We start from the raw sequence: 19,008 nt of genomic DNA, 5'->3' as shown, positions 1-19,008 counted from the left end.
CCTTTTTTGTGTCTTCTCGCAGTTCACGGATTTTCCTTTCAAATTGAACTTTGTTAAAATAAGAGGAGCTAATGACTATGTAAGAGATGAACGGAAGCCTGAGGCTTCTTAGGAGGATATTGAATGACGGAACGAAAAAAATTAGTGCTTGTAGACGGAAACAGTTTGGCTTACCGGGCGTTTTTTGCCTTGCCGCTGTTAAGCAATGATAAAGGCGTTCATACGAATGCCGTATACGGCTTTGCGATGATTTTGATGAAGATGCTTGAGGACGAAAAACCGACGCACATGCTGGTTGCATTTGATGCCGGGAAAACAACATTTCGCCACGGCACATTTAAAGAATATAAAGGCGGCAGACAGAAAACCCCGCCTGAGCTTTCCGAACAAATGCCGTTTATCCGCGAGCTGCTGGATGCGTATCAGATCAGCCGCTACGAATTGGAGCAATACGAGGCCGATGATATTATCGGCACACTGGCCAAATCGGCTGAAAAAGACGGATTTGAAGTAAAGGTTTTCTCAGGAGATAAGGATTTAACTCAGTTGGCAACAGATCAAACGACAGTTGCCATTACGAGAAAAGGAATTACCGATGTTGAGTTTTACACACCGGAGCACGTCAAAGAGAAGTACGGGCTGACGCCAGAGCAAATCATTGACATGAAAGGCCTGATGGGCGATTCCTCGGATAATATCCCGGGTGTGCCCGGCGTAGGAGAAAAGACAGCCATTAAGCTTCTAAAACAGTTCGCCTCCGTTGAAAAACTGCTGGAGTCTATTGACGAGGTGAGCGGGAAGAAATTGAAGGAAAAGCTTGAGGAGTTTAAGGATCAGGCATTGATGAGCAAGGAGCTTGCAACAATCATGACGGATGCGCCGATTGAGGTATCCGTTTCCGGGCTGGAATATCAAGGTTTTCACCGTGAACAGGTCATTTCCATCTTTAAAGATCTTGGATTCAACACGCTTCTTGAACGTCTTGGTGAAGATAGCGCAGAAGCGGAGCAGGAACAGGAGTTAGAGGAAATAAATGTCAAAACCGTCACAGACGTGACAAGCGGTATGTTGGTTTCTCCATCCGCCTTTGTCGTTGAACAGATTGGCGATAATTATCATGAAGAGCCGATTCTCGGATTTTCAATCGTAAATGAAACAGGATCTTATTTTATTCCGAAAGACATTGCTGTGGACTCTGAAGTTTTTAAGGAATGGGTGGAGGATGACAAGCAGAAGAAATGGGTCTTCGACAGCAAGCGGGCTGTCGTCGCTTTGCGCTGGCAGGGCATTGAGCTAAAAGGGGCGGAGTTTGATGCGCTTCTTGCTGCTTATATCATCAATCCGGCCAATTCATATGACGACGTTTCCAGTGTGGCGAAGGATTACGGCTTGCATCTCGTTTCAAGTGACGAATCAGTTTACGGCAGAGGAGCAAAACGCGCGGTGCCGCCAGAAAATGAACTGTCTGAGCACCTTGTCCGAAAAGCGTTAGCGATACAATCCCTCCGTGAAAAGCTCGTTCAGGAGCTGGAGAACAACGATCAGCTTGAACTGTTTGAAGAGCTTGAAATGCCGCTTGCGCTGATTCTCGGCGAAATGGAATCAACGGGCGTCAAGGTCGATGTTGACCGTTTAAAACGGATGGGTGAAGAACTGGGCGCGAAGCTGAAGGAATATGAAGAAAAAATCCATGAGATTGCGGGAGAGCCGTTTAATATTAATTCTCCGAAACAGCTTGGCGTCATCTTGTTTGAAAAAATCGGCCTGCCTGTCGTGAAAAAAACAAAAACAGGTTATTCAACGTCTGCCGATGTGCTTGAAAAGCTGGCTGACAAGCATGACATTGTCGACTATATTTTGCAGTACAGACAAATTGGCAAGCTTCAATCAACATATATTGAAGGGCTCTTAAAGGTGACGAGACAGGATTCACACAAGGTGCACACACGTTTTAACCAGGCTTTAACGCAAACAGGCCGTCTCAGCTCGACTGATCCGAATCTGCAAAACATTCCGATCAGGCTTGAAGAAGGGCGCAAAATCCGACAAGCTTTTGTTCCGTCTGAAAACGACTGGCTCATTTTTGCAGCCGATTATTCGCAAATCGAGCTGCGGGTGCTTGCCCATATTTCAAAGGATGAAAATCTAATCGAAGCTTTTACAAATGATATGGATATTCATACGAAAACGGCAATGGATGTGTTTCATGTCGCTGAGGATGAAGTGACCTCTGCCATGAGACGCCAAGCGAAAGCGGTCAACTTTGGCATCGTATACGGCATCAGCGATTACGGGCTGTCACAGAACCTCGGCATTACCCGAAAGGAAGCTGGAGCATTCATCGACCGTTATTTGGAAAGCTTTCAAGGCGTCAAAGCGTACATGGAGGACTCGGTTCAGGACGCAAAGCAAAAAGGCTACGTGACAACGCTTATGCATCGCCGCCGCTACATTCCTGAGCTGACGAGCCGAAACTTTAATATCCGCAGTTTTGCAGAGCGGACGGCAATGAACACGCCGATTCAAGGAAGCGCCGCTGATATCATCAAAAAAGCCATGATTGATATGGCTGCCAAGCTAAAAGAAAAACAGCTGAAAGCAAGACTGCTGCTTCAAGTGCACGATGAATTGATTTTTGAAGCGCCGCAGGAAGAAATTGAAATTCTTGAAAAGCTTGTTCCTGAAGTGATGGAGCATGCGCTTGCATTAGATGTGCCGTTAAAGGTGGACTTTTCCTCAGGCCCATCTTGGTATGATGCGAAATAAACAGAGATAGGAAGTGATGGATGTGCCGGAATTACCAGAGGTTGAAACGGTCCGGCGCACTCTGACCGGGCTTGTAAAGGGAAAAACAATCAAATCGGTAGAGATCAGATGGCCGAATATCATCAAACGGCCTGCCGAACCGGAGGAATTTGCGCGAAATCTAGCAGGAGAAACGATACAGTCTATCGGAAGACGGGGAAAGTTTTTGCTGTTCCATTTAAATCATTATGTCATGGTTTCCCACCTTCGAATGGAAGGGAAATACGGGCTTCATCAAGCGGAGGAGCCGGACGATAAACACGTGCATGTCATATTCACGATGACAGACGGAACCCAGCTTCGTTACAGGGATGTGCGGAAGTTTGGAACCATGCATTTATTTAAACCGGGAGAGGAAGCGGGCGAGCTCCCGCTTTCTCAGTTAGGGCCGGAGCCAGACGCAGAAGAATTTACGAGTGTGTATTTGACAGCGCGGCTTGCCAAAACAAACCGCGCTGTCAAAACCGCTCTTCTGGATCAGAAAACGGTTGTCGGACTTGGGAACATTTATGTGGATGAGGCTCTTTTTAGAGCGGGTGTCCATCCCGAGACGAAAGCAAATGCGTTATCTGGAAAAACAATTGAAACGCTTCACGCTGAAATCAAAAACACCTTGCAGGAGGCGATTGACGCGGGCGGCAGCACAGTCCGCTCGTATATCAACTCCCAAGGGGAAATCGGAATGTTTCAGCTGCAGCATTTTGTGTACGGAAAAAAAGACGAGCCTTGCAAAAATTGCGGAACGATGATTTCAAAAATTGTCGTCGGAGGCAGGGGCACGCATTTTTGCGCGAAATGCCAGAAAAAGTAGCATAAAGCTTCTTTGTCCAAGCTGTCAGTGCATATATCAGTAACTCTGTACGAATAGGAATTGCCGATTTTGAAACACGGATTTTTCACTTTGCCATATACATGATTGTGGTGAATCCCGGGCATTTCACATCTGATATAAGAGCACCAACAGAAAGGAAGAAACGGCTATGCAAATGGTTTCTATACTGCTGCTGGCGTTGGCTGTCAGCTTGGACAGTTTTTCGGTTGGATTTACGTACGGATTGAGAAAAATGAAAATACCGTTTAAAGCGATTTTGGTTATCGCCTGCTGTTCCGGTGCTGTCATGTTTATATCCATGCTGATCGGAAGCTTTCTCACAAAGTTTTTTCCTGTATATGTAACGGAGAAGCTTGGCGGGTTGATATTGATCGGGATCGGTGCGTGGGTTCTGTATCAATTTTTCAAGCCGGCAAAAGACAAAGAATACTTATTGCATGAGAAAACGCTGCTCAATTTAGAGGTTCGGTCTTTAGGGATTGTGATTCATATTTTGAGAAAACCTATGAGTGCGGATATTGACAAATCGGGTGTGATTACTGGGATTGAGGCGGTCTTATTGGGATTTGCCTTATCGATTGATGCCTTCGGAGCAGGGATAGGGGCAGCCATTCTCGGTTTTTCACCAATTGTGATGAGCATCGCCGTGGCGATCATGAGCTCGCTGTTTGTATCAATCGGAATCAACGCCGGGCATTTTCTGTCAAAGTGGAAATGGATCGATAAAATGGCGTTTTTGCCGGGGCTTCTGCTGATCACGATCGGGCTCTGGAAAATGTGAAAAGGAGTGGATCTCTTGACCTTAGTCATTGGTTTAACGGGAGGAATAGCTAGCGGCAAAAGCACGGTTGCCAATATGCTGATTGATAAAGGGATTACAGTTATTGATGCAGATATCATTGCAAAACAAGCGGTAGAAAAAGGGATGCCGGCCTACCGGCAAATCATTGACGAATTTGGTGAAGACATACTGCTTCCAGACGGTGATATAGATCGGAAAAAGCTAGGGGCGCTGGTATTTACAAATGAACAAAAGCGTCTCGCCTTAAATGCGATTGTTCATCCCGCAGTCAGGCAGGAAATGCTCAAGCGCCGTGATGAAGCCATCGCGAACCGGGAGGCATTTGTTGTATTGGATATCCCGCTTTTGTTCGAAAGCAAGTTGGAATCTTTAGTTGATAAAATTATTGTGGTCAGTGTGACAAAAGAGCTTCAGCTCGAGCGTCTGATGAAGCGCAATCAGCTGACGGAAGAAGAAGCAGTCAGCCGTATCTGCTCTCAAATGCCTTTAGAGGAAAAAACAGCGAGAGCAGATCGAGTCATCGATAACAGCGGCACGCTTGAAGAGACCAGAAGGCAGCTTGATAAAATCATTAGCAGCTGGGCATAATACAAACCCCTGTTCAATACGGACGGTGTTTCAGCGTGTCGACAAACCCTCGCATTCGTTGTCAGTCCTGTGCGTTGGTGCTCACGGCTTACGAAAGGAACGGAGGCTAAATGCTTAGGCGTCCTGCCTAAACGCCGCCGTCATCACCTCCTGTGAAAGTCTGCTCCGATGCTCGTCCTTCCTGGACTTCAAGAGTTTTCAATCACGCTGAATAGATGACAAAGTCATAAAACAAAAACCGTTTTATGACTTTGTCAACAATCTGAACACCGTTCAATACGAACGGTGTTTTTTGACATGAAAAATCAAAGTTGTCCGGATCAGGGTCTACGCACAGGTTTTCATTCCATCGATGCGATTCATGTCATCCTGTGTTAATTCAAAGTCAAATACGCTTTGCTCTTTTTGTGTAAGACGCGGGTGAAATTCCACCTGATTGATCATAGGTCAGGGGTGTAGGAATACTGCTTTTATTGGGCTGAAGTCATGATGATCCTCCTTTGTATGATGGTGTTGTATGATTGAAATTCTGTCGAGCAAGCTATATAAATAAAAAAGAGCAGATTCACATCAGCCGGCAAATGTGATTATGAAACATATTGTTAGGAAAGAAAAGTACATACTTTTAAGTGTTATAGTCACTTTTTGGTGCTTGTATGGAGAAAAAAATATAGCATTTCTGTTGAAGCGACTCTTGAATAGATTGGCAGGAAGTGGACGGTGTTATTAACCGGATCGTGTACAATCAGGTGCCTCCCAAAGTGGAGTGCGAGCTCAGCGAATACGGCCGCAGAGGTAGAAGGGATTTTAGATATGCTGTGTGATTGGGGGCGCACCATATCAACAGAGTGTACGGGGATACATTTTTAGTGCTGGAAGAAAGTGTGCTCAATGATAAGTTAAAACAGGAATCATAAACAATGGGGGCAGTCAGTGCGGAGCGCTGGCTGCTTTTTGATTCTTGAACTAAATTTGTGTGCAAGAAAATATATCATGCATCATAAATTAGCGTTGTAATCGTTGATTTTTATCAATATGTACTGGCGAATTCGTTTTAATGTGTTATACTAATTAAAAATGATAACAAATTAGGATGGCATAATTGATAAGGGGTGTCCAACATGAAGGTAAAAGTAGCGATCAACGGGTTTGGAAGAATCGGAAGAATGGTTTTTAGAAAAGCAATGTTAGACGATCAAATTCAAGTAGTGGCCATTAACGCCAGCTATTCCGCAGAAACGCTGGCTCATTTAATAAAGTATGACACAATTCACGGCAGGTACGACAAAGAGGTTGTGGCTGATGAAAACAGCCTGATCGTAAATGGAAAGAAAGTGCTTCTGTTAAACAGCCGTGATCCAAAACAGCTGCCTTGGCGGGAATATGAGATTGACATAGTCGTGGAAGCAACAGGAAAATTTAATTCAAAGGATAAAGCGATGGGCCATATAGAAGCGGGCGCGAAAAAAGTCATTTTGACTGCTCCAGGAAAAAATGAAGACGTTACCATAGTGATGGGAGTAAATGAGGACCAATTCGACGCCGATCGCCATGTCATTATTTCAAATGCGTCATGCACGACAAACTGCCTTGCGCCTGTTGTAAAAGTGCTGGATGAAGAATTTGGCATTGAAAGCGGGCTGATGACCACTGTTCACGCGTATACGAATGACCAGAAAAATATTGATAATCCCCACAAAGATTTGCGCCGGGCGCGGGCATGCGGTGAATCCATCATTCCGACGACAACAGGAGCGGCAAAGGCGCTTTCTCTCGTGCTGCCACATCTGAAAGGAAAGCTTCACGGCCTTGCCTTGCGCGTCCCTGTTCCGAACGTCTCACTGGTTGATCTCGTTGTCGATCTGAAAATGGACGTAACCGCTGAAGAGGTAAATGAAGCATTTAAACGGGCTGCCAAAACGTCGATGTACGGTGTTCTTGATTATTCTGATGAACCGCTCGTTTCGACTGACTATAATACAAATCCGCATTCAGCGGTCATTGACGGGCTTACGACAATGGTAATGGAAGACAGAAAAATAAAGGTGCTCGCTTGGTATGACAACGAATGGGGCTACTCCTGCAGAGTCGTTGATCTGATCCGCCATGTAGCGGCACGAATGAAACATCCGTCTGCTGTATAAAATAAGGTCATGGACGCTTTTTGAAGAAAAAACCCTTAACAGCATATTTCTGAAAAAACGCACCTTGCAAATTAGACTTAAACACAGTATACTATTTTTCGTGAACTTCTTGCTTGAGACTGTTTCGGAATTACTTAAAGGGTTAGGACCTCTCCGGACTAACTTTCCCCCGTGGTAAATGGCCGACCCAGTTGTTGGAATTTCACTTTTTAATTCTTGTTAAGGGGGGTCCATGACTATGGAAACAATGGGACGTCACGTTATCTCCGAGCTATGGGGATGCGATTTTGATAAGCTGAATGACATGGATTTTATTGAAAAAACGTTTGTAAATGCTGCTCTAAAATCAGGTGCTGAGGTGCGCGAGGTTGCATTTCACAAATTTGCACCGCAAGGCGTAAGCGGAGTTGTGATTATTTCTGAATCACACTTAACGATTCACAGTTTTCCTGAGCACGGATATGCGAGCATTGATGTTTATACTTGTGGAGACTTAGATCCTAATGTCGCTGCTGACTACATCGCAGAGGCATTACATGCTGATACAAGAGAAAACATTGAAATACCAAGAGGAATGGGGCCTGTGCAAATTAAACAGGCACAAGCGAAAGTACTATAAAGGAAACACGAACACAAAGGGAGCAAGCTAAAAAGCCGTTATGCGCTTTTTAGCTTATGCTCCTTTTATTTTTTATAAAGAAATAAAGCGGTCAGCTTTTTCTTTTTTCATTTTTTTTGTAAAATAGAAAGAGATTTTCACAAACCACCTGATGCTGTAGATACAGCTTTACACAACGGCTCTCCCGACAGATGTCACATCTATTTTAAAAAGGCGGAGGCTGCCGAAAATACATTCCAGGGAACGAAATAGTTGGGAGCTGATTTTATTGAAATGTCCTTCATGCCAGCATAACGGTACGCGGGTCCTAGATTCACGTCCTGTGGATGACGGAAAATCCATTCGGCGAAGACGGGAGTGCGAATCCTGCCATTACCGGTTTACCACCTTTGAGAAAGTGGAGGAAACCCCGCTCATCGTCGTGAAAAAAGAAGGCGTGCGGGAGGAATTTAGCAGAGAAAAAATGCTGCGCGGCCTCATAAAAGCATGCGAAAAAAGACCTGTTCCACTCAAAACGCTTGAAGACATGTGCTTTGATATTGAAAAAGAACTTCGCAATCAAGGCTGCTCTGAGGTGAAAAGCGAGCTCGTCGGGGAAATGGTCATGGATCGGCTGGCTAAGATTGATGAGGTCGCATATGTGCGGTTCGCGTCAGTCTATCGGCAGTTTAAAGATATAAACGTCTTTATCGACGAATTAAAAGATTTAATAAAGAAAGAGCGGTAAAAGAGCTAAGAGGATTCTTCTAGCTCTTTTCTCATGTGCAAAATTGGCATTTGATAGATATACGAAACGGTGTAAAATGAAAGGTAGAAACAAATTCGGAAGGTTTGAGAATGTATGGCTGACTATTGGAAAGATGTACTGCCTGTAGATCCGTATGTGGTCAAAAGCAGATCGATGCTGCAGGATATAGACAGACAAATTATCACACAACTGTATCAGCCCTTAATCGGCCCTGTTGCATTCTCACTTTATATGACATTGTGGGGAGAGCTGGAACAAAACCGTCTGTGGGGCGGTGAGTCCACACATAGACAGCTGATGGGGATGACACAGTCTAACTTAAAAACAATCCATCAGGAACAGGGGAAGCTCGAGGGCATCGGATTGCTAAAAGTATATATGAAAGAGTCCGAGCGGCAGGAGCGCCTCTTTATATATGAAATCCTTCCGCCGCTCAGGCCAAATGAGTTTTTTGAAGACGGGATGCTGAATGTTTTTCTGTATAATAGAGTCGGAAAAACAAAATACCAGCAATTAAAACAATTTTTCACGCACCCCGCCGTTTCAGAAGATGCCAAAGACATTACGCGTCCGTTTAATCATGCGTTTGAATCACTGCAGCCGAGTGAATGGAAGCTTACATCTGATATGGAGGAAACAGTGAGACTAGCCCCGGGCACAGAATATACTTCTGTCGGACAAGCTCCGTCCTACACCATCACGGAGGATGTGTTTGATTTTGATTTGTTTTTAGCGGGGATTTCTGAGACGATGATTCCGAAAAAAGCGATGACCGAGCAGGTGCGGGACACAATCAAAAAGCTTTCTTATCTGTATGGAATAGACCCGCTGCAGATGCAAAATGTTGTGATGAGCGCGATTGATGAACGTGACGTGATTACGTCGGAGGCTTTAAGAAAAGCGGCAAGCGACTGGTATCAAATTGAAAGAAACGGACAGCTGCCAAACATCGTGGAAAAAACACAGCCGGTGCATTTGCGTGAGGGCGAAAAACCGGCGGAAGAGGATTCGTTGGACGGGAAGCTGATCGCCTTGCTGGAGACGATTTCTCCGAAGAAGCTTTTGCAGGACATTGCCGATGGAACAGAGCCGTCAAAAGCAGATCTGAAAATCATAGAAGAAATTATGTTTGAACAAAAGCTCGAGCCAGGCGTTACAAATGTGTTGATTTATTACGTCATGCTGAAAACCGACATGAAGCTGTCGAAAAACTATATCCAAAAAATCGCCTCGCATTGGGCGCGTAAAAAGGTGAAAACGGTCAGAGATGCGATGAGGCTCGCGATAGAAGAAAACCGTCAATATCTTGAATGGGCTGAAGGGAAAACAAATCAGCCTTCAAAACGAAACCAAAAAGTGATTCGCGAAGAAAAACTTCCGGATTGGATGAAAGAAAAGGAGACAGCGTCCGATTCAGAATCCGGACAGCAAAAGCTGCAACCGCAGGATCTGGAAGAACAGAAGAAAAAGATGATGGAAGAAATGGAAAAACTCAAAAAATACTCTGCCTATTAAAGACAGAGATGCGGGGTGAAGGAATAGATGGAACCAATCGGCCGTTCCCTGCAGGGCGTAACCGGCAGGCCGGATTTCCAAAAACGTCTTGAACAAATGAAGGAAAAGGTCATGAAGGATCAAGATGTTCAGGCATTTTTGAAGGAAAACGAAGACATAATTGACCAAAAAATGATCGAAAAGAGCTTGAATAAGCTTTATGAATATACAGGGCAAAGCAAGAAATGCTCTTATTGTTCGGAAGATGAAGATTGCAACAATTTGTTGGAGGGCTACCATCCGAAGCTTGTTGTCAATGGCCGGTCTATTGATATCGAGTATTATGAATGTCCGGTTAAACGGAAGCTCGATCAGCAGAAAAAACAAAAATCCCTTATGAAAAGCATGTATATTCAGCAGGATCTTCTCGGGGCGACTTTCCAGCAAGTTGATATAAGCGATCCGAGCAGGCTTGCGATGTTCCAGCATGTAACGGATTTCCTGAAAAGCTATAATGAGACGGGAAAAGGGAAAGGACTGTATTTGTACGGAAAATTCGGAGTAGGAAAAACGTTTATGCTCGCTGCGATCGCCAATGAGCTCGCGGAAAAAGAGTATTCCTCGATGATCGTCTATGTGCCCGAATTTGTGAGAGAGCTTAAGAATTCGCTGCAAGACAAGTCTTTGGAAGAGAAGCTCAATATGGTTAAAACAACACCCGTATTGATGCTTGATGACATCGGAGCGGAGTCAATGACGAGCTGGGTAAGGGATGAAGTCATCGGAACAGTGCTCCAGCACAGAATGTCTCAGCAGCTGCCGACTTTCTTTTCGTCTAATTTCTCACCTGACGAGCTGAAACACCATTTTACGTACTCGCAAAGGGGAGAAAAGGAAGAAGTAAAAGCCGCAAGATTAATGGAGCGAATCTTATATTTGGCTGCTCCAATCCGCCTGGACGGAGAAAACCGCCGACATCCGTAAACTGCGGTTCAAAGGGGAAGGAACTGAGAGTATGAAACGAAAAACGGCTGTTAAATGGCTGGCAGTGCTTGCAGGTGCTGGTTTAATCTTTTGGGGAAATAAAACGTATTTGAATCTCTCGCCGAAAGAGATCAGGATATGGGTATTATCGTTCGGGGTCTTTGCACCGCTGATGTTTATTGGAATATCCATCGTCAGACCTTTTGTGTTATTTCCTGTATCTGTTGTTTCTATAGCGGGAGGACTTGCGTTTGGCCCGCTTCTCGGCACGATTTACACATTATTCGGTTCAATGTGCGCTGCGGCTGTTTCGTTTTTTGCCGCCGGTTTGTTTGCGGGAAAAAAGAACGGCCAATACGAAAAACTGGAAGCGATTCAGAAGCAGATGGAGGACAATGGATTTTTTTATATCTTGCTTTTAAGAATCCTGCCGATTAATTTTGATTTCGTCAGCTATGCGGCAGGCCTTTCCAATGTCAAAAAGCTGCCGTATTTTGCGGCAACGGCCGCGGGAATCATCCCCGGAACCATTGCGCTGAATGTGCTGGGAGCGAGCGTTTCAACTGGGAACCAGCCCGCTTTCTTTATGGTGCTCGCTTTGTATATCATTTTTGTCTCGCTGCCGTTTCTCTTCAGAAAGAAAATGCAAAACTTGTTCCAAGAATCAAATTAAGATTTGCCAATGACCTTTACGTCTATTTTAAAAGCATCCCCCATATACTTGTAACAGATGCCGTAAGGGGGGACAAACATGCTTGAAATAATCTTTGAAGACGACCATGATGCAGCTGCTTTTTTACATCTCATTCAGCATTCGGACGATCGGAACAATATCATTGTCCGTGAAGGCATACGGAAAATCGGGATTGAAAAAGCGAAGCCGGCTTTCTCTATTCAGCGTTTTATGGAGCCGATTCTGGTCAAATTTTTTTTAGAATGCAAAGAAGACGAGCATATGCTGTCATTGATTGAGGGAACATACTGTTTCACCGATCAGGATGAACAACAGCAAATCCTTCAGCTCGCACACAGTATTATTGAAGGCGAAGCGGACAATCTTCCGTTTGAGCCGATAAAGCTTTCTCGGAAACAGGCTATTTTAGATGAACTCCAAACGATCTGTTTAGAAGAAGGGGTATTTTCCATTCGTTCCTTTCAGACATTCCGGCTTGGACAATACTACAAGCAGCTGAGAGACGTTACGGAAACGGCTATAGATGAATATAAGATGGAACAGGAATATCAAAACTTTATTCAAACACTCAGAGACTATGTGACAGCCAAACAGCCGCGAATCAAAAAGGTGCATATTGTCCATGACGGTTCTTTTACAATATGGGAGCTGCGCTATGTGCCGGAACGGGAAAAAATGAAATACATAGACAGGCGGTTTGTCAGGGATCATCCTATGTACATTGATTCTCATTTACTCGCGCCGTTAATCTCCATTGCACCTGATGAAGTGGTGCTTTATACCGACCAGCCCGAGCATATGATGGCAAGGACCATTCAAAACGTATTTCTTGAGCGAATGGAAATGATGCCGCTCCATGCTTTTTCAGCCGCTGAAATCCCGGTAAAGCAATCAGAAGGATAAGGGCCGGCAGCCTGTATATATAGGGCTGTCGGTTTGAAAAAAAGGCAATGCGATCGTGTTGATTTTTTGGAATGAACAATTTATAATACATAGGAGATCAAGAAAGACACACGTATTGATAAGGACATGAAGGAATGATACCGGCTCAAAGAGAGGGAAGCCCCGGCTGTAAGCTTCCCAGCTAAGGACCATTCGCTTTACCGCCTTTGAACTTCAGCTGTGAACCCCTTCATAAGGAGCAGTAATAGCTGACGGGAACTCCCGTTACAGAGATTAGAGCCGCATGTGCCGAAGGATTGGCTTTGCGGAAAAAAGGGTGGAACCACGATTCCGTTTATTCAACCTCGTCCCTTTCATAGGGGGCGGGGTTTTTATATGCAAAAAAAGGAGTGACATAGATGTCAGATATGGTAAAAATCACATTTCCTGATGGAGCAGTCAAGGAGTTTGCGAAAGGAACAACAACAGAGGATATCGCGGCATCCATTAGTCCGGGGTTAAAGAAGAAATCATTAGCCGGAAAACTGAACGGTAAAGAAATTGATCTGAAAATGCCGATCAATGAAGACGGTACAGTGGAAATCATTACAGAAGGCTCTGAAGAAGGACTTCAAATTATGCGCCACAGTACGGCTCACTTGCTGGCTCAAGCGATTAAACGCATTTACAGAGATGTTAAATTCGGTGTTGGCCCGGTCATCGAAAACGGTTTTTACTACGATGTAGAGATGGAAGAAGCGATTACGCCGGAGGATCTGCCGAAAATTGAAAAAGAAATGAAAAAAATCGTCAATGCGAACCTCCCGATCGTTCGAAAAGAAGTCAGCCGTGAAGAAGCAAAAGCCCGTTTTGCAGAAATCGGCGATGACCTGAAGCTTGAATTACTGGATGCGATTCCTGAGGGAGAAACCGTATCGATCTATGAGCAAGGCGAATTCTTTGACCTGTGCCGCGGCGTGCACGTTCCTTCAACAGGGAAAATCAAAGAGTTTAAGCTGTTAAGCCTTGCAGGCGCATACTGGCGCGGTGACAGCAATAACCAAATGCTTCAGCGCGTATACGGCACGGCTTTCTTCAAAAAAGCTGACCTTGAAGAGCATCTTCGCATGCTTGAAGAAGCGAAAGAGCGTGACCACAGAAAGCTTGGCAAAGAATTAAAGCTGTTTGCGAACTCTCAAAAAGTCGGACAAGGCTTGCCGCTTTGGCTGCCAAAAGGCGCGACAATCCGCCGCGTCATCGAGCGCTACATTGTCGATAAAGAAATCAGTCTCGGCTATGAGCACGTATACACACCAGTGCTTGGAAGCAAAGAACTGTATGAAACATCAGGGCACTGGGAGCATTACCAGGAAGGCATGTTCCCTCCAATGGAAATGGACAACGAAACCCTTGTGCTGCGTCCAATGAACTGCCCGCACCATATGATGATTTACAAACAAGACATTCACAGCTACCGCGAACTTCCGATTCGGATTGCGGAGCTGGGAACGATGCACCGCTATGAAATGTCAGGTGCGCTCTCAGGCCTTCAGCGTGTGCGCGGCATGACATTAAACGATGCGCATATCTTTGTGCGCCCCGATCAAATTAAGGACGAGTTTATCCGTACAGTCCGATTGATTCAGGATGTATATGAAGACTTCGGCTTGAGTGATTACACATTCCGTCTGTCTTACCGTGATCCTGAAGACACGGAGAAATATTTTGATGACGATGAAATGTGGAACAAAGCACAATCTATGCTGAAAGAGGCAATGGATGAAATTGGCCATGACTATTACGAAGCAGAAGGTGAAGCGGCATTCTACGGCCCTAAGCTTGATGTTCAGGTGAAAACAGCGATCGGCAAAGAAGAAACATTGTCTACAGTTCAGCTTGACTTCTTATTGCCTGAACGTTTCGATCTGACTTATATTGGTGAAGATGGCAAACAGCACCGTCCGGTTGTAATCCACAGAGGCGTTGTATCAACAATGGAACGCTTTGTTGCCTTCTTAATCGAAGAACACAAAGGCGCGCTGCCAACATGGCTAGCACCGGTTCAATTCCAAGTCATCCCGGTTTCTCCAGCTGTGCATTTAGACTATGCGAAAAAAGTGCAGGAACGCCTGCAGCGTGAAGGCCTGCGCGTAGAAGTCGACATCCGTGATGAAAAAATCGGCTATAAAATCCGTGAAGCGCAAATGCAAAAAATCCCTTACATGCTTGTGGTCGGTGACCAAGAGTCAGAAAACGGAGCGGTAAACGTCCGTAAGTACGGAGAGCAGAATTCTGACACCATTTCACTTGATGATTTTGTGAAAAAGGCAGTAGCTGAAGCGAAAAAATAAGCAAAAAAAGCATGATCTCAAAGAAGAGATCATGCTTTTTTATTTCTCTATGATAGGAAACAAATCATGAAGGCTGCTGATGATGTAATCAGGCGTGACATCGGTTTCGTTTTTCTTATCCGTGCGGTTGACCCAAACGGTTTTGATACCGGTCCTTGAAGCGCCCAAAATATCGGTATTCAAGTTATCGCCGACCATGATCGCATCGTCTTTTTCAATATTCATCAGCTTCAGGCAGTGTTCAAAAATAGATACATCCGGTTTCCCTTTGCCAAAAGCGCCCGAGATGACAATTTCATTGAAATAAGGGGCGAGCTCAGGAACGCCGGCGAGTTTCTCTTTTTGCAGACTCGGATCACCGTTTGTCAAAAGCAGCAATTCATACTTGCCTTTTAATTGATCGAGCACTTCAAATGTTTCATCATATACAAATGGGCGTTTTCTGCGCTCAGCCGCGAAAAACTCTCCCAAGTATTCGCCATATGCGGGGTCATCGATGCCAAGTGCTTTCAGTCCGTTTGTCCATGCGTTTTTTCTGTACTCCGGCACAATCTTGTTCAGCTTCTCAAATCCTTCACTGATCGGTTCTGAGAAATTGGCCCATAGTCCTTCAAACGGGTTAATGCCGATCATTACTGTATATGGATACGTCTCATATGACATGTACAATTCTCTCGCCGCTTCGCGAACAGCTGCTTCAAATACCTGCGGGTCAAGGCCATATTTTTTCTCCGCCTGTAAACAAGTTTCTGCAAATGTTGTTCTGACGCTTTTTTCATCCCAAAGTAGTGTATCGTCTAAATCAAAAAATACGGCTTTCATGATCTTCTCCTCTGCTTCAGATTCAAATCTTTCAGCCAAAAGGCTCATGTTTTATTTTACAATAGATAAAAGCCTTGTGAAATATGTTTTCAGATGATTTTAAAAAAACAGTCAGCCGTGAAGCTCATTGATCGAAAACATGCTAGAATGAAAACGGAAAGAACAGGTGACATGCATGATTCATTTAATGATTATGATGCTTGAAAGAGTAGGGATTATTGTAATTTTGGGGTTTATTCTCGCCCATACGAAGCTCTTCAGACAAGCTTTGCAAAATCAGGACGGCTATAAAGGAAAAGCGGTTTTAATCTCTATTTTTTCGCTCTTCAGCATCATCAGCAATTATACAGGCATCGAAATTCAAAAAAATATGATTGTAAACAATGACTGGGTGTTTGCGATAGATCCGTCGGGTTCTATCGCGAATACCCGTATTTTGGGCGTGGAAATCGGAGGCCTCCTCGGAGGGCCGTTTGTAGGGGCGGGAATCGGTGTACTGGCGGGGCTGCATCGCTTTTCGCTCGGCGGCAGCACGGCCTTAAGCTGTGCGGTATCATCCGTTTTAGCAGGTGTTCTTGCAGGCCTGATCGGCAGGTATTTTACGAAGCGCTACCGAATGCCGACACCGCGTATCGCCGCTCTTGTGGGGATCGGCATGGAGACACTGCAAATGGTGATTATTTTGCTGATGGCAAAGCCGTTCAGTGACGCTTGGGAGCTTGTCAGCATGATCGGGATTCCGATGATACTCATCAACGGAACAGGCAGTTTTATTTTCCTGTCGATTATTCAGGCGATCATTCGCAAAGAGGAGCAGGCGAGGGCGCTTGAAACGCACAGAGTGCTGACGATTGCTGACCAGACACTTCCATTTTTCCGCCAAGGACTAAATGAGAACTCCTGTAAAAGTGTAGCGGCTATTATCCATAGGCTGACCGGAACAGATGCGGTATCTCTCACTGATAATGAGAAGATTCTCGCGCATGTCGGTGCGGGAATGGATCATCACATCCCATCAAAAAGCTTGATCACCGGCTTGTCCAAAAAGGTGATTAAAACAGGAGACATCATGAAGGCCATTTCTCAGGAAGCGATTGAATGCACGCATGCTGAATGTCCTTTGCACGCGGCGATTGTGTTGCCGCTGACATCAAACGGCAACACTATCGGCACCTTAAAAATGTATTTTAAAAACCCGGCAGGCCTTAGCCAGGTAGAGGAGGAGCTTGCTGAAGGGCTGGCTATGCTGTTTTCGACACAGCTTGAGCTTGGGGAAGCGGAGCTCCAAAGCAAACTTCTCAAGGATGCTGAAATCAAAGCGCTTCAGGCACAGGTGAATCCGCACTTTTTATTTAATGCGATCAACACGATTTCTGCATTATGCCGCACAGATGTTGAAAAACCCCGTAAGCTCTTATTGCAGCTCAGTGTATATTTTCGTTCAAACCTTCAAGGGGCCAGACAGCTGCTGATTCCGCTATCAAAGGAGCTGAACCATCTTCACGCCTATTTGTCATTAGAACAGGCGCGTTTTCCCGGGAAATATAAGGTTGAGCTCAATATCGACAGCAGACTGGAGCAGATTGAAATCCCTCCGTTTGTTTTACAGGTGCTTGTGGAGAACGCGCTTCGGCATGCGTTTCCGAAAAAACAAGACATGTGCAAAGTAACGGTCTGTGTCTTATCTGATGATTCATTCGTCTATATGAAAGTGATGGATAACGGACGGGGAATTCCGCCGGACGTCCTGCCGGAACTGGGAAAGATGCCGTTTCCGTCTAAGGAGGGAACCGGTACAGCGCTTTATAACCTGAATCAGCGGCTGACCGGTTTATTCGGACAGCAGGCCGTACTGAATATCAAAAGTGAGGTTCAGAAAGGGACAGAGGTTTCCTTTCAAGTGCCAATGCAACAGATGAAAGAGGGAGAAAAACATGCTCACGGTGTTAATCGTTGATGATGAGATGCTGGCAAGGGACGAATTGGCTTACTTGCTTAAGCGGACCAATGAAGAAATGGAAGTCAATGAAGCGGAAAATATCGAATCTGCTTTTGACCAAATGATGGATCAAAAACCTGACTTGCTGTTTTTAGACATAGATTTATCTGGAGAAAACGGTTTTGATATTGCAAAGCGGTTGAAGAAAATGAAGCATCCTCCTGCTGTTGTGTTTGCGACCGCGTATGACCAGTATGCGCTCAAAGCGTTTGAGGTGGACGCTCTTGATTATTTAACCAAGCCTTTCGATGAGGAAAGAATTCTACAAACGCTGAAAAAATATAAAAAAGTCAGTCGGGATATCGTTGAAACAGAACAGAACAGCCATGCCGGCCAGCATAAACTCGCGTTATCTGTCGGAGAATCAATTGTAATCGTCGATACGAAAGACGTCATCTATGCCGGAACGGAAGATGGTCATGTCAACGTAAAAACCTTCGAAAATTCTTATACAGTCAGCGATACGCTCGTTGTCATTGAGAAAAAGCTGCCTGGTGCTGATTTTATCCGCGTCCATCGGAGCTTTGTCGTCAATACCGAATATATTAAAGAAATTCAGCCATGGTTTAATTCTACATATAATCTGATCATGAAAGACGGATCGAAAATACCGGTGAGCCGGACATACGCAAAGGAATTGAAAAAGCTGCTCCATATTTGATGGGCGGCTTTTTGCATTTCAGCCATTTGATTCTGCAACTCATTCCCGTAATTCGGCATGTTATCTTGTAAGCGCTTCATAATGGGGAATTCTTATTTATAATGAGGGTACCAAAGAGAAAGAGGTGAAGAAAATGAGTGCTAAAAAAGTGTACGGGTTTTTAACACAAGCATTTATTTTTGCCGTCATTATGCTGATTTCGAATATGATTGCTGCTATTGTCCCAATACCTATCCCGGCATCGGTTGTAGGGTTGGTCTTATTATTTCTTCTATTGTGTTTGAAAGTGATTAAACTGGAACAAGTAGAAACGCTCGGAACGTCTTTAACCTCTTTGATCGGATTTTTATTTGTCCCGTCAGGCATATCTGTTATGAATTCGCTCGGTGTCATGCAGCAATACGGCCTGCAAATTGTCCTTGTCATACTGCTTGCAACGATCATTTTGCTAGGGGCTACAGGATTGTTTTCTCAGCTGATTCTTTCGCTGAGCGGAAAACGCAAATCCGCAGCGGACATGAAAACAAAACCAGTGCAAAATCCCCAGAACAATAACGAACTCGTTCACCGTTAAGGAAACAGG

Annotated in this window: 15 protein-coding genes and 3 pseudogenes; 16 read left to right on the top strand and 2 right to left on the bottom strand. The window is 44.8% G+C overall.

Going from position 1 to position 19,008, the window contains the following annotated elements:
• Positions 1 to 123 precede the first annotated feature (123 nt).
• The 4 genes and pseudogenes from polA (at position 124) to coaE (ending at position 5,027) form a co-directional block, all read left to right on the top strand.
• The gene (gene polA, locus SC79_RS08825; protein WP_039074735.1) at positions 124 to 2,766 is read left to right on the top strand and encodes a DNA polymerase I; all 2,643 of its coding nucleotides are present in this window, start codon (positions 124 to 126) and stop codon (positions 2,764 to 2,766) included.
• 22 nt (positions 2,767 to 2,788) lie between these two features.
• On the top strand, positions 2,789 to 3,616 hold the full coding sequence (gene mutM / locus SC79_RS08820; RefSeq protein ID WP_039074734.1) for a DNA-formamidopyrimidine glycosylase: 828 nt from the start codon (positions 2,789 to 2,791) through the stop codon (positions 3,614 to 3,616).
• A 151-nt stretch (positions 3,617 to 3,767) separates the two neighbouring features.
• Positions 3,768 to 4,418 (top strand): annotated as a pseudogene (ytaF, locus tag SC79_RS20515) (sporulation membrane protein YtaF); the annotation flags it as partial.
• 15 nt (positions 4,419 to 4,433) lie between these two features.
• Positions 4,434 to 5,027, top strand: a complete 594-nt coding sequence (coaE, locus tag SC79_RS08810; RefSeq protein ID WP_039074733.1) for a dephospho-CoA kinase — start codon at positions 4,434 to 4,436, stop codon at positions 5,025 to 5,027.
• Between the two features lie 301 nt (positions 5,028 to 5,328).
• On the opposite strand, the pseudogene SC79_RS20955 reads toward coaE, so the two are convergent.
• Positions 5,329 to 5,474 (bottom strand): annotated as a pseudogene (locus SC79_RS20955) (aldo/keto reductase); the annotation flags it as partial.
• A 263-nt stretch (positions 5,475 to 5,737) separates the two neighbouring features.
• Between SC79_RS20955 and SC79_RS20510 the strand changes: the two are divergent.
• The 9 genes and pseudogenes from SC79_RS20510 to thrS form a co-directional block, all read left to right on the top strand.
• A pseudogene (locus tag SC79_RS20510) lies at positions 5,738 to 5,944 on the top strand (winged helix-turn-helix transcriptional regulator); the annotation flags it as partial.
• Positions 5,945 to 6,148: 204 nt separating this feature from the next.
• Positions 6,149 to 7,171 carry a glyceraldehyde-3-phosphate dehydrogenase gene (locus SC79_RS08805; RefSeq protein ID WP_039074732.1) on the top strand — a complete coding sequence of 341 codons (1,023 nt, stop codon included), beginning with the start codon at positions 6,149 to 6,151 and terminating at the stop codon, positions 7,169 to 7,171.
• Positions 7,172 to 7,409: 238 nt separating this feature from the next.
• Positions 7,410 to 7,790 (top strand): adenosylmethionine decarboxylase, encoded by a 381-nt coding sequence (speD, locus tag SC79_RS08800; RefSeq protein WP_003223584.1) that lies wholly within the window; start codon positions 7,410 to 7,412, stop codon positions 7,788 to 7,790.
• Positions 7,791 to 8,058: 268 nt separating this feature from the next.
• Complete coding sequence (gene nrdR, locus SC79_RS08795; protein ID WP_010329700.1) at positions 8,059 to 8,517, top strand: transcriptional regulator NrdR; 459 nt, start codon at positions 8,059 to 8,061, stop codon at positions 8,515 to 8,517.
• 114 nt (positions 8,518 to 8,631) lie between these two features.
• A complete protein-coding gene (dnaB, locus tag SC79_RS08790; RefSeq protein WP_039074731.1) occupies positions 8,632 to 10,053 on the top strand; it encodes a replication initiation membrane attachment protein DnaB in 1,422 nt (473 codons plus the stop codon).
• 27 nt (positions 10,054 to 10,080) lie between these two features.
• Complete coding sequence (dnaI, locus tag SC79_RS08785) at positions 10,081 to 11,016, top strand: primosomal protein DnaI (RefSeq protein WP_039074730.1); 936 nt, start codon at positions 10,081 to 10,083, stop codon at positions 11,014 to 11,016.
• Between the two features lie 31 nt (positions 11,017 to 11,047).
• Complete coding sequence (locus tag SC79_RS08780; RefSeq protein ID WP_039074729.1) at positions 11,048 to 11,689, top strand: TVP38/TMEM64 family protein; 642 nt, start codon at positions 11,048 to 11,050, stop codon at positions 11,687 to 11,689.
• A 78-nt stretch (positions 11,690 to 11,767) separates the two neighbouring features.
• Entirely contained in the window at positions 11,768 to 12,613 is an 846-nt protein-coding gene (gene ytxC / locus SC79_RS08775; RefSeq protein ID WP_039074728.1) for a putative sporulation protein YtxC, read from the top strand.
• 398 nt (positions 12,614 to 13,011) lie between these two features.
• Positions 13,012 to 14,943: a threonine--tRNA ligase gene (thrS, locus tag SC79_RS08770; RefSeq protein ID WP_039074727.1), complete on the top strand. Its 1,932-nt coding sequence runs from the start codon at positions 13,012 to 13,014 to the stop codon at positions 14,941 to 14,943.
• A gap of 39 nt (positions 14,944 to 14,982) precedes the next feature.
• On the opposite strand, the gene SC79_RS08765 is transcribed toward thrS, so the two are convergent.
• Positions 14,983 to 15,765, bottom strand: a complete 783-nt coding sequence (locus tag SC79_RS08765; protein WP_039074726.1) for an HAD family hydrolase — start codon at positions 15,763 to 15,765, stop codon at positions 14,983 to 14,985.
• A gap of 175 nt (positions 15,766 to 15,940) precedes the next feature.
• On the opposite strand from SC79_RS08765, the gene lytS reads away from it, so the two are divergent.
• From lytS to lrgA, 3 genes are all read left to right on the top strand, one after another.
• A complete protein-coding gene (lytS, locus tag SC79_RS08760; protein WP_039074725.1) occupies positions 15,941 to 17,722 on the top strand; it encodes a two-component system sensor histidine kinase LytS in 1,782 nt (593 codons plus the stop codon).
• The gene (gene lytT, locus SC79_RS08755; RefSeq protein ID WP_039074724.1) at positions 17,700 to 18,425 is read left to right on the top strand and encodes a two-component system response regulator LytT; all 726 of its coding nucleotides are present in this window, start codon (positions 17,700 to 17,702) and stop codon (positions 18,423 to 18,425) included. The genes lytS and lytT overlap by 23 nt, the downstream gene beginning before the upstream one ends.
• A 133-nt stretch (positions 18,426 to 18,558) precedes the next feature.
• Positions 18,559 to 18,999 carry an antiholin-like murein hydrolase modulator LrgA gene (lrgA, locus tag SC79_RS08750; RefSeq protein ID WP_039074723.1) on the top strand — a complete coding sequence of 147 codons (441 nt, stop codon included), beginning with the start codon at positions 18,559 to 18,561 and terminating at the stop codon, positions 18,997 to 18,999.
• The last annotated feature ends 9 nt before the right edge of the window (positions 19,000 to 19,008 follow it).

Source organism: Bacillus sp. MSP13, assembly GCF_000815295.1.
GTDB lineage: Bacteria > Bacillota > Bacilli > Bacillales > Bacillaceae > Bacillus > Bacillus vallismortis.
Note: the sequence above shows the minus strand (reverse complement) of the source record. Positions and strands in the feature narration are given on the sequence as shown.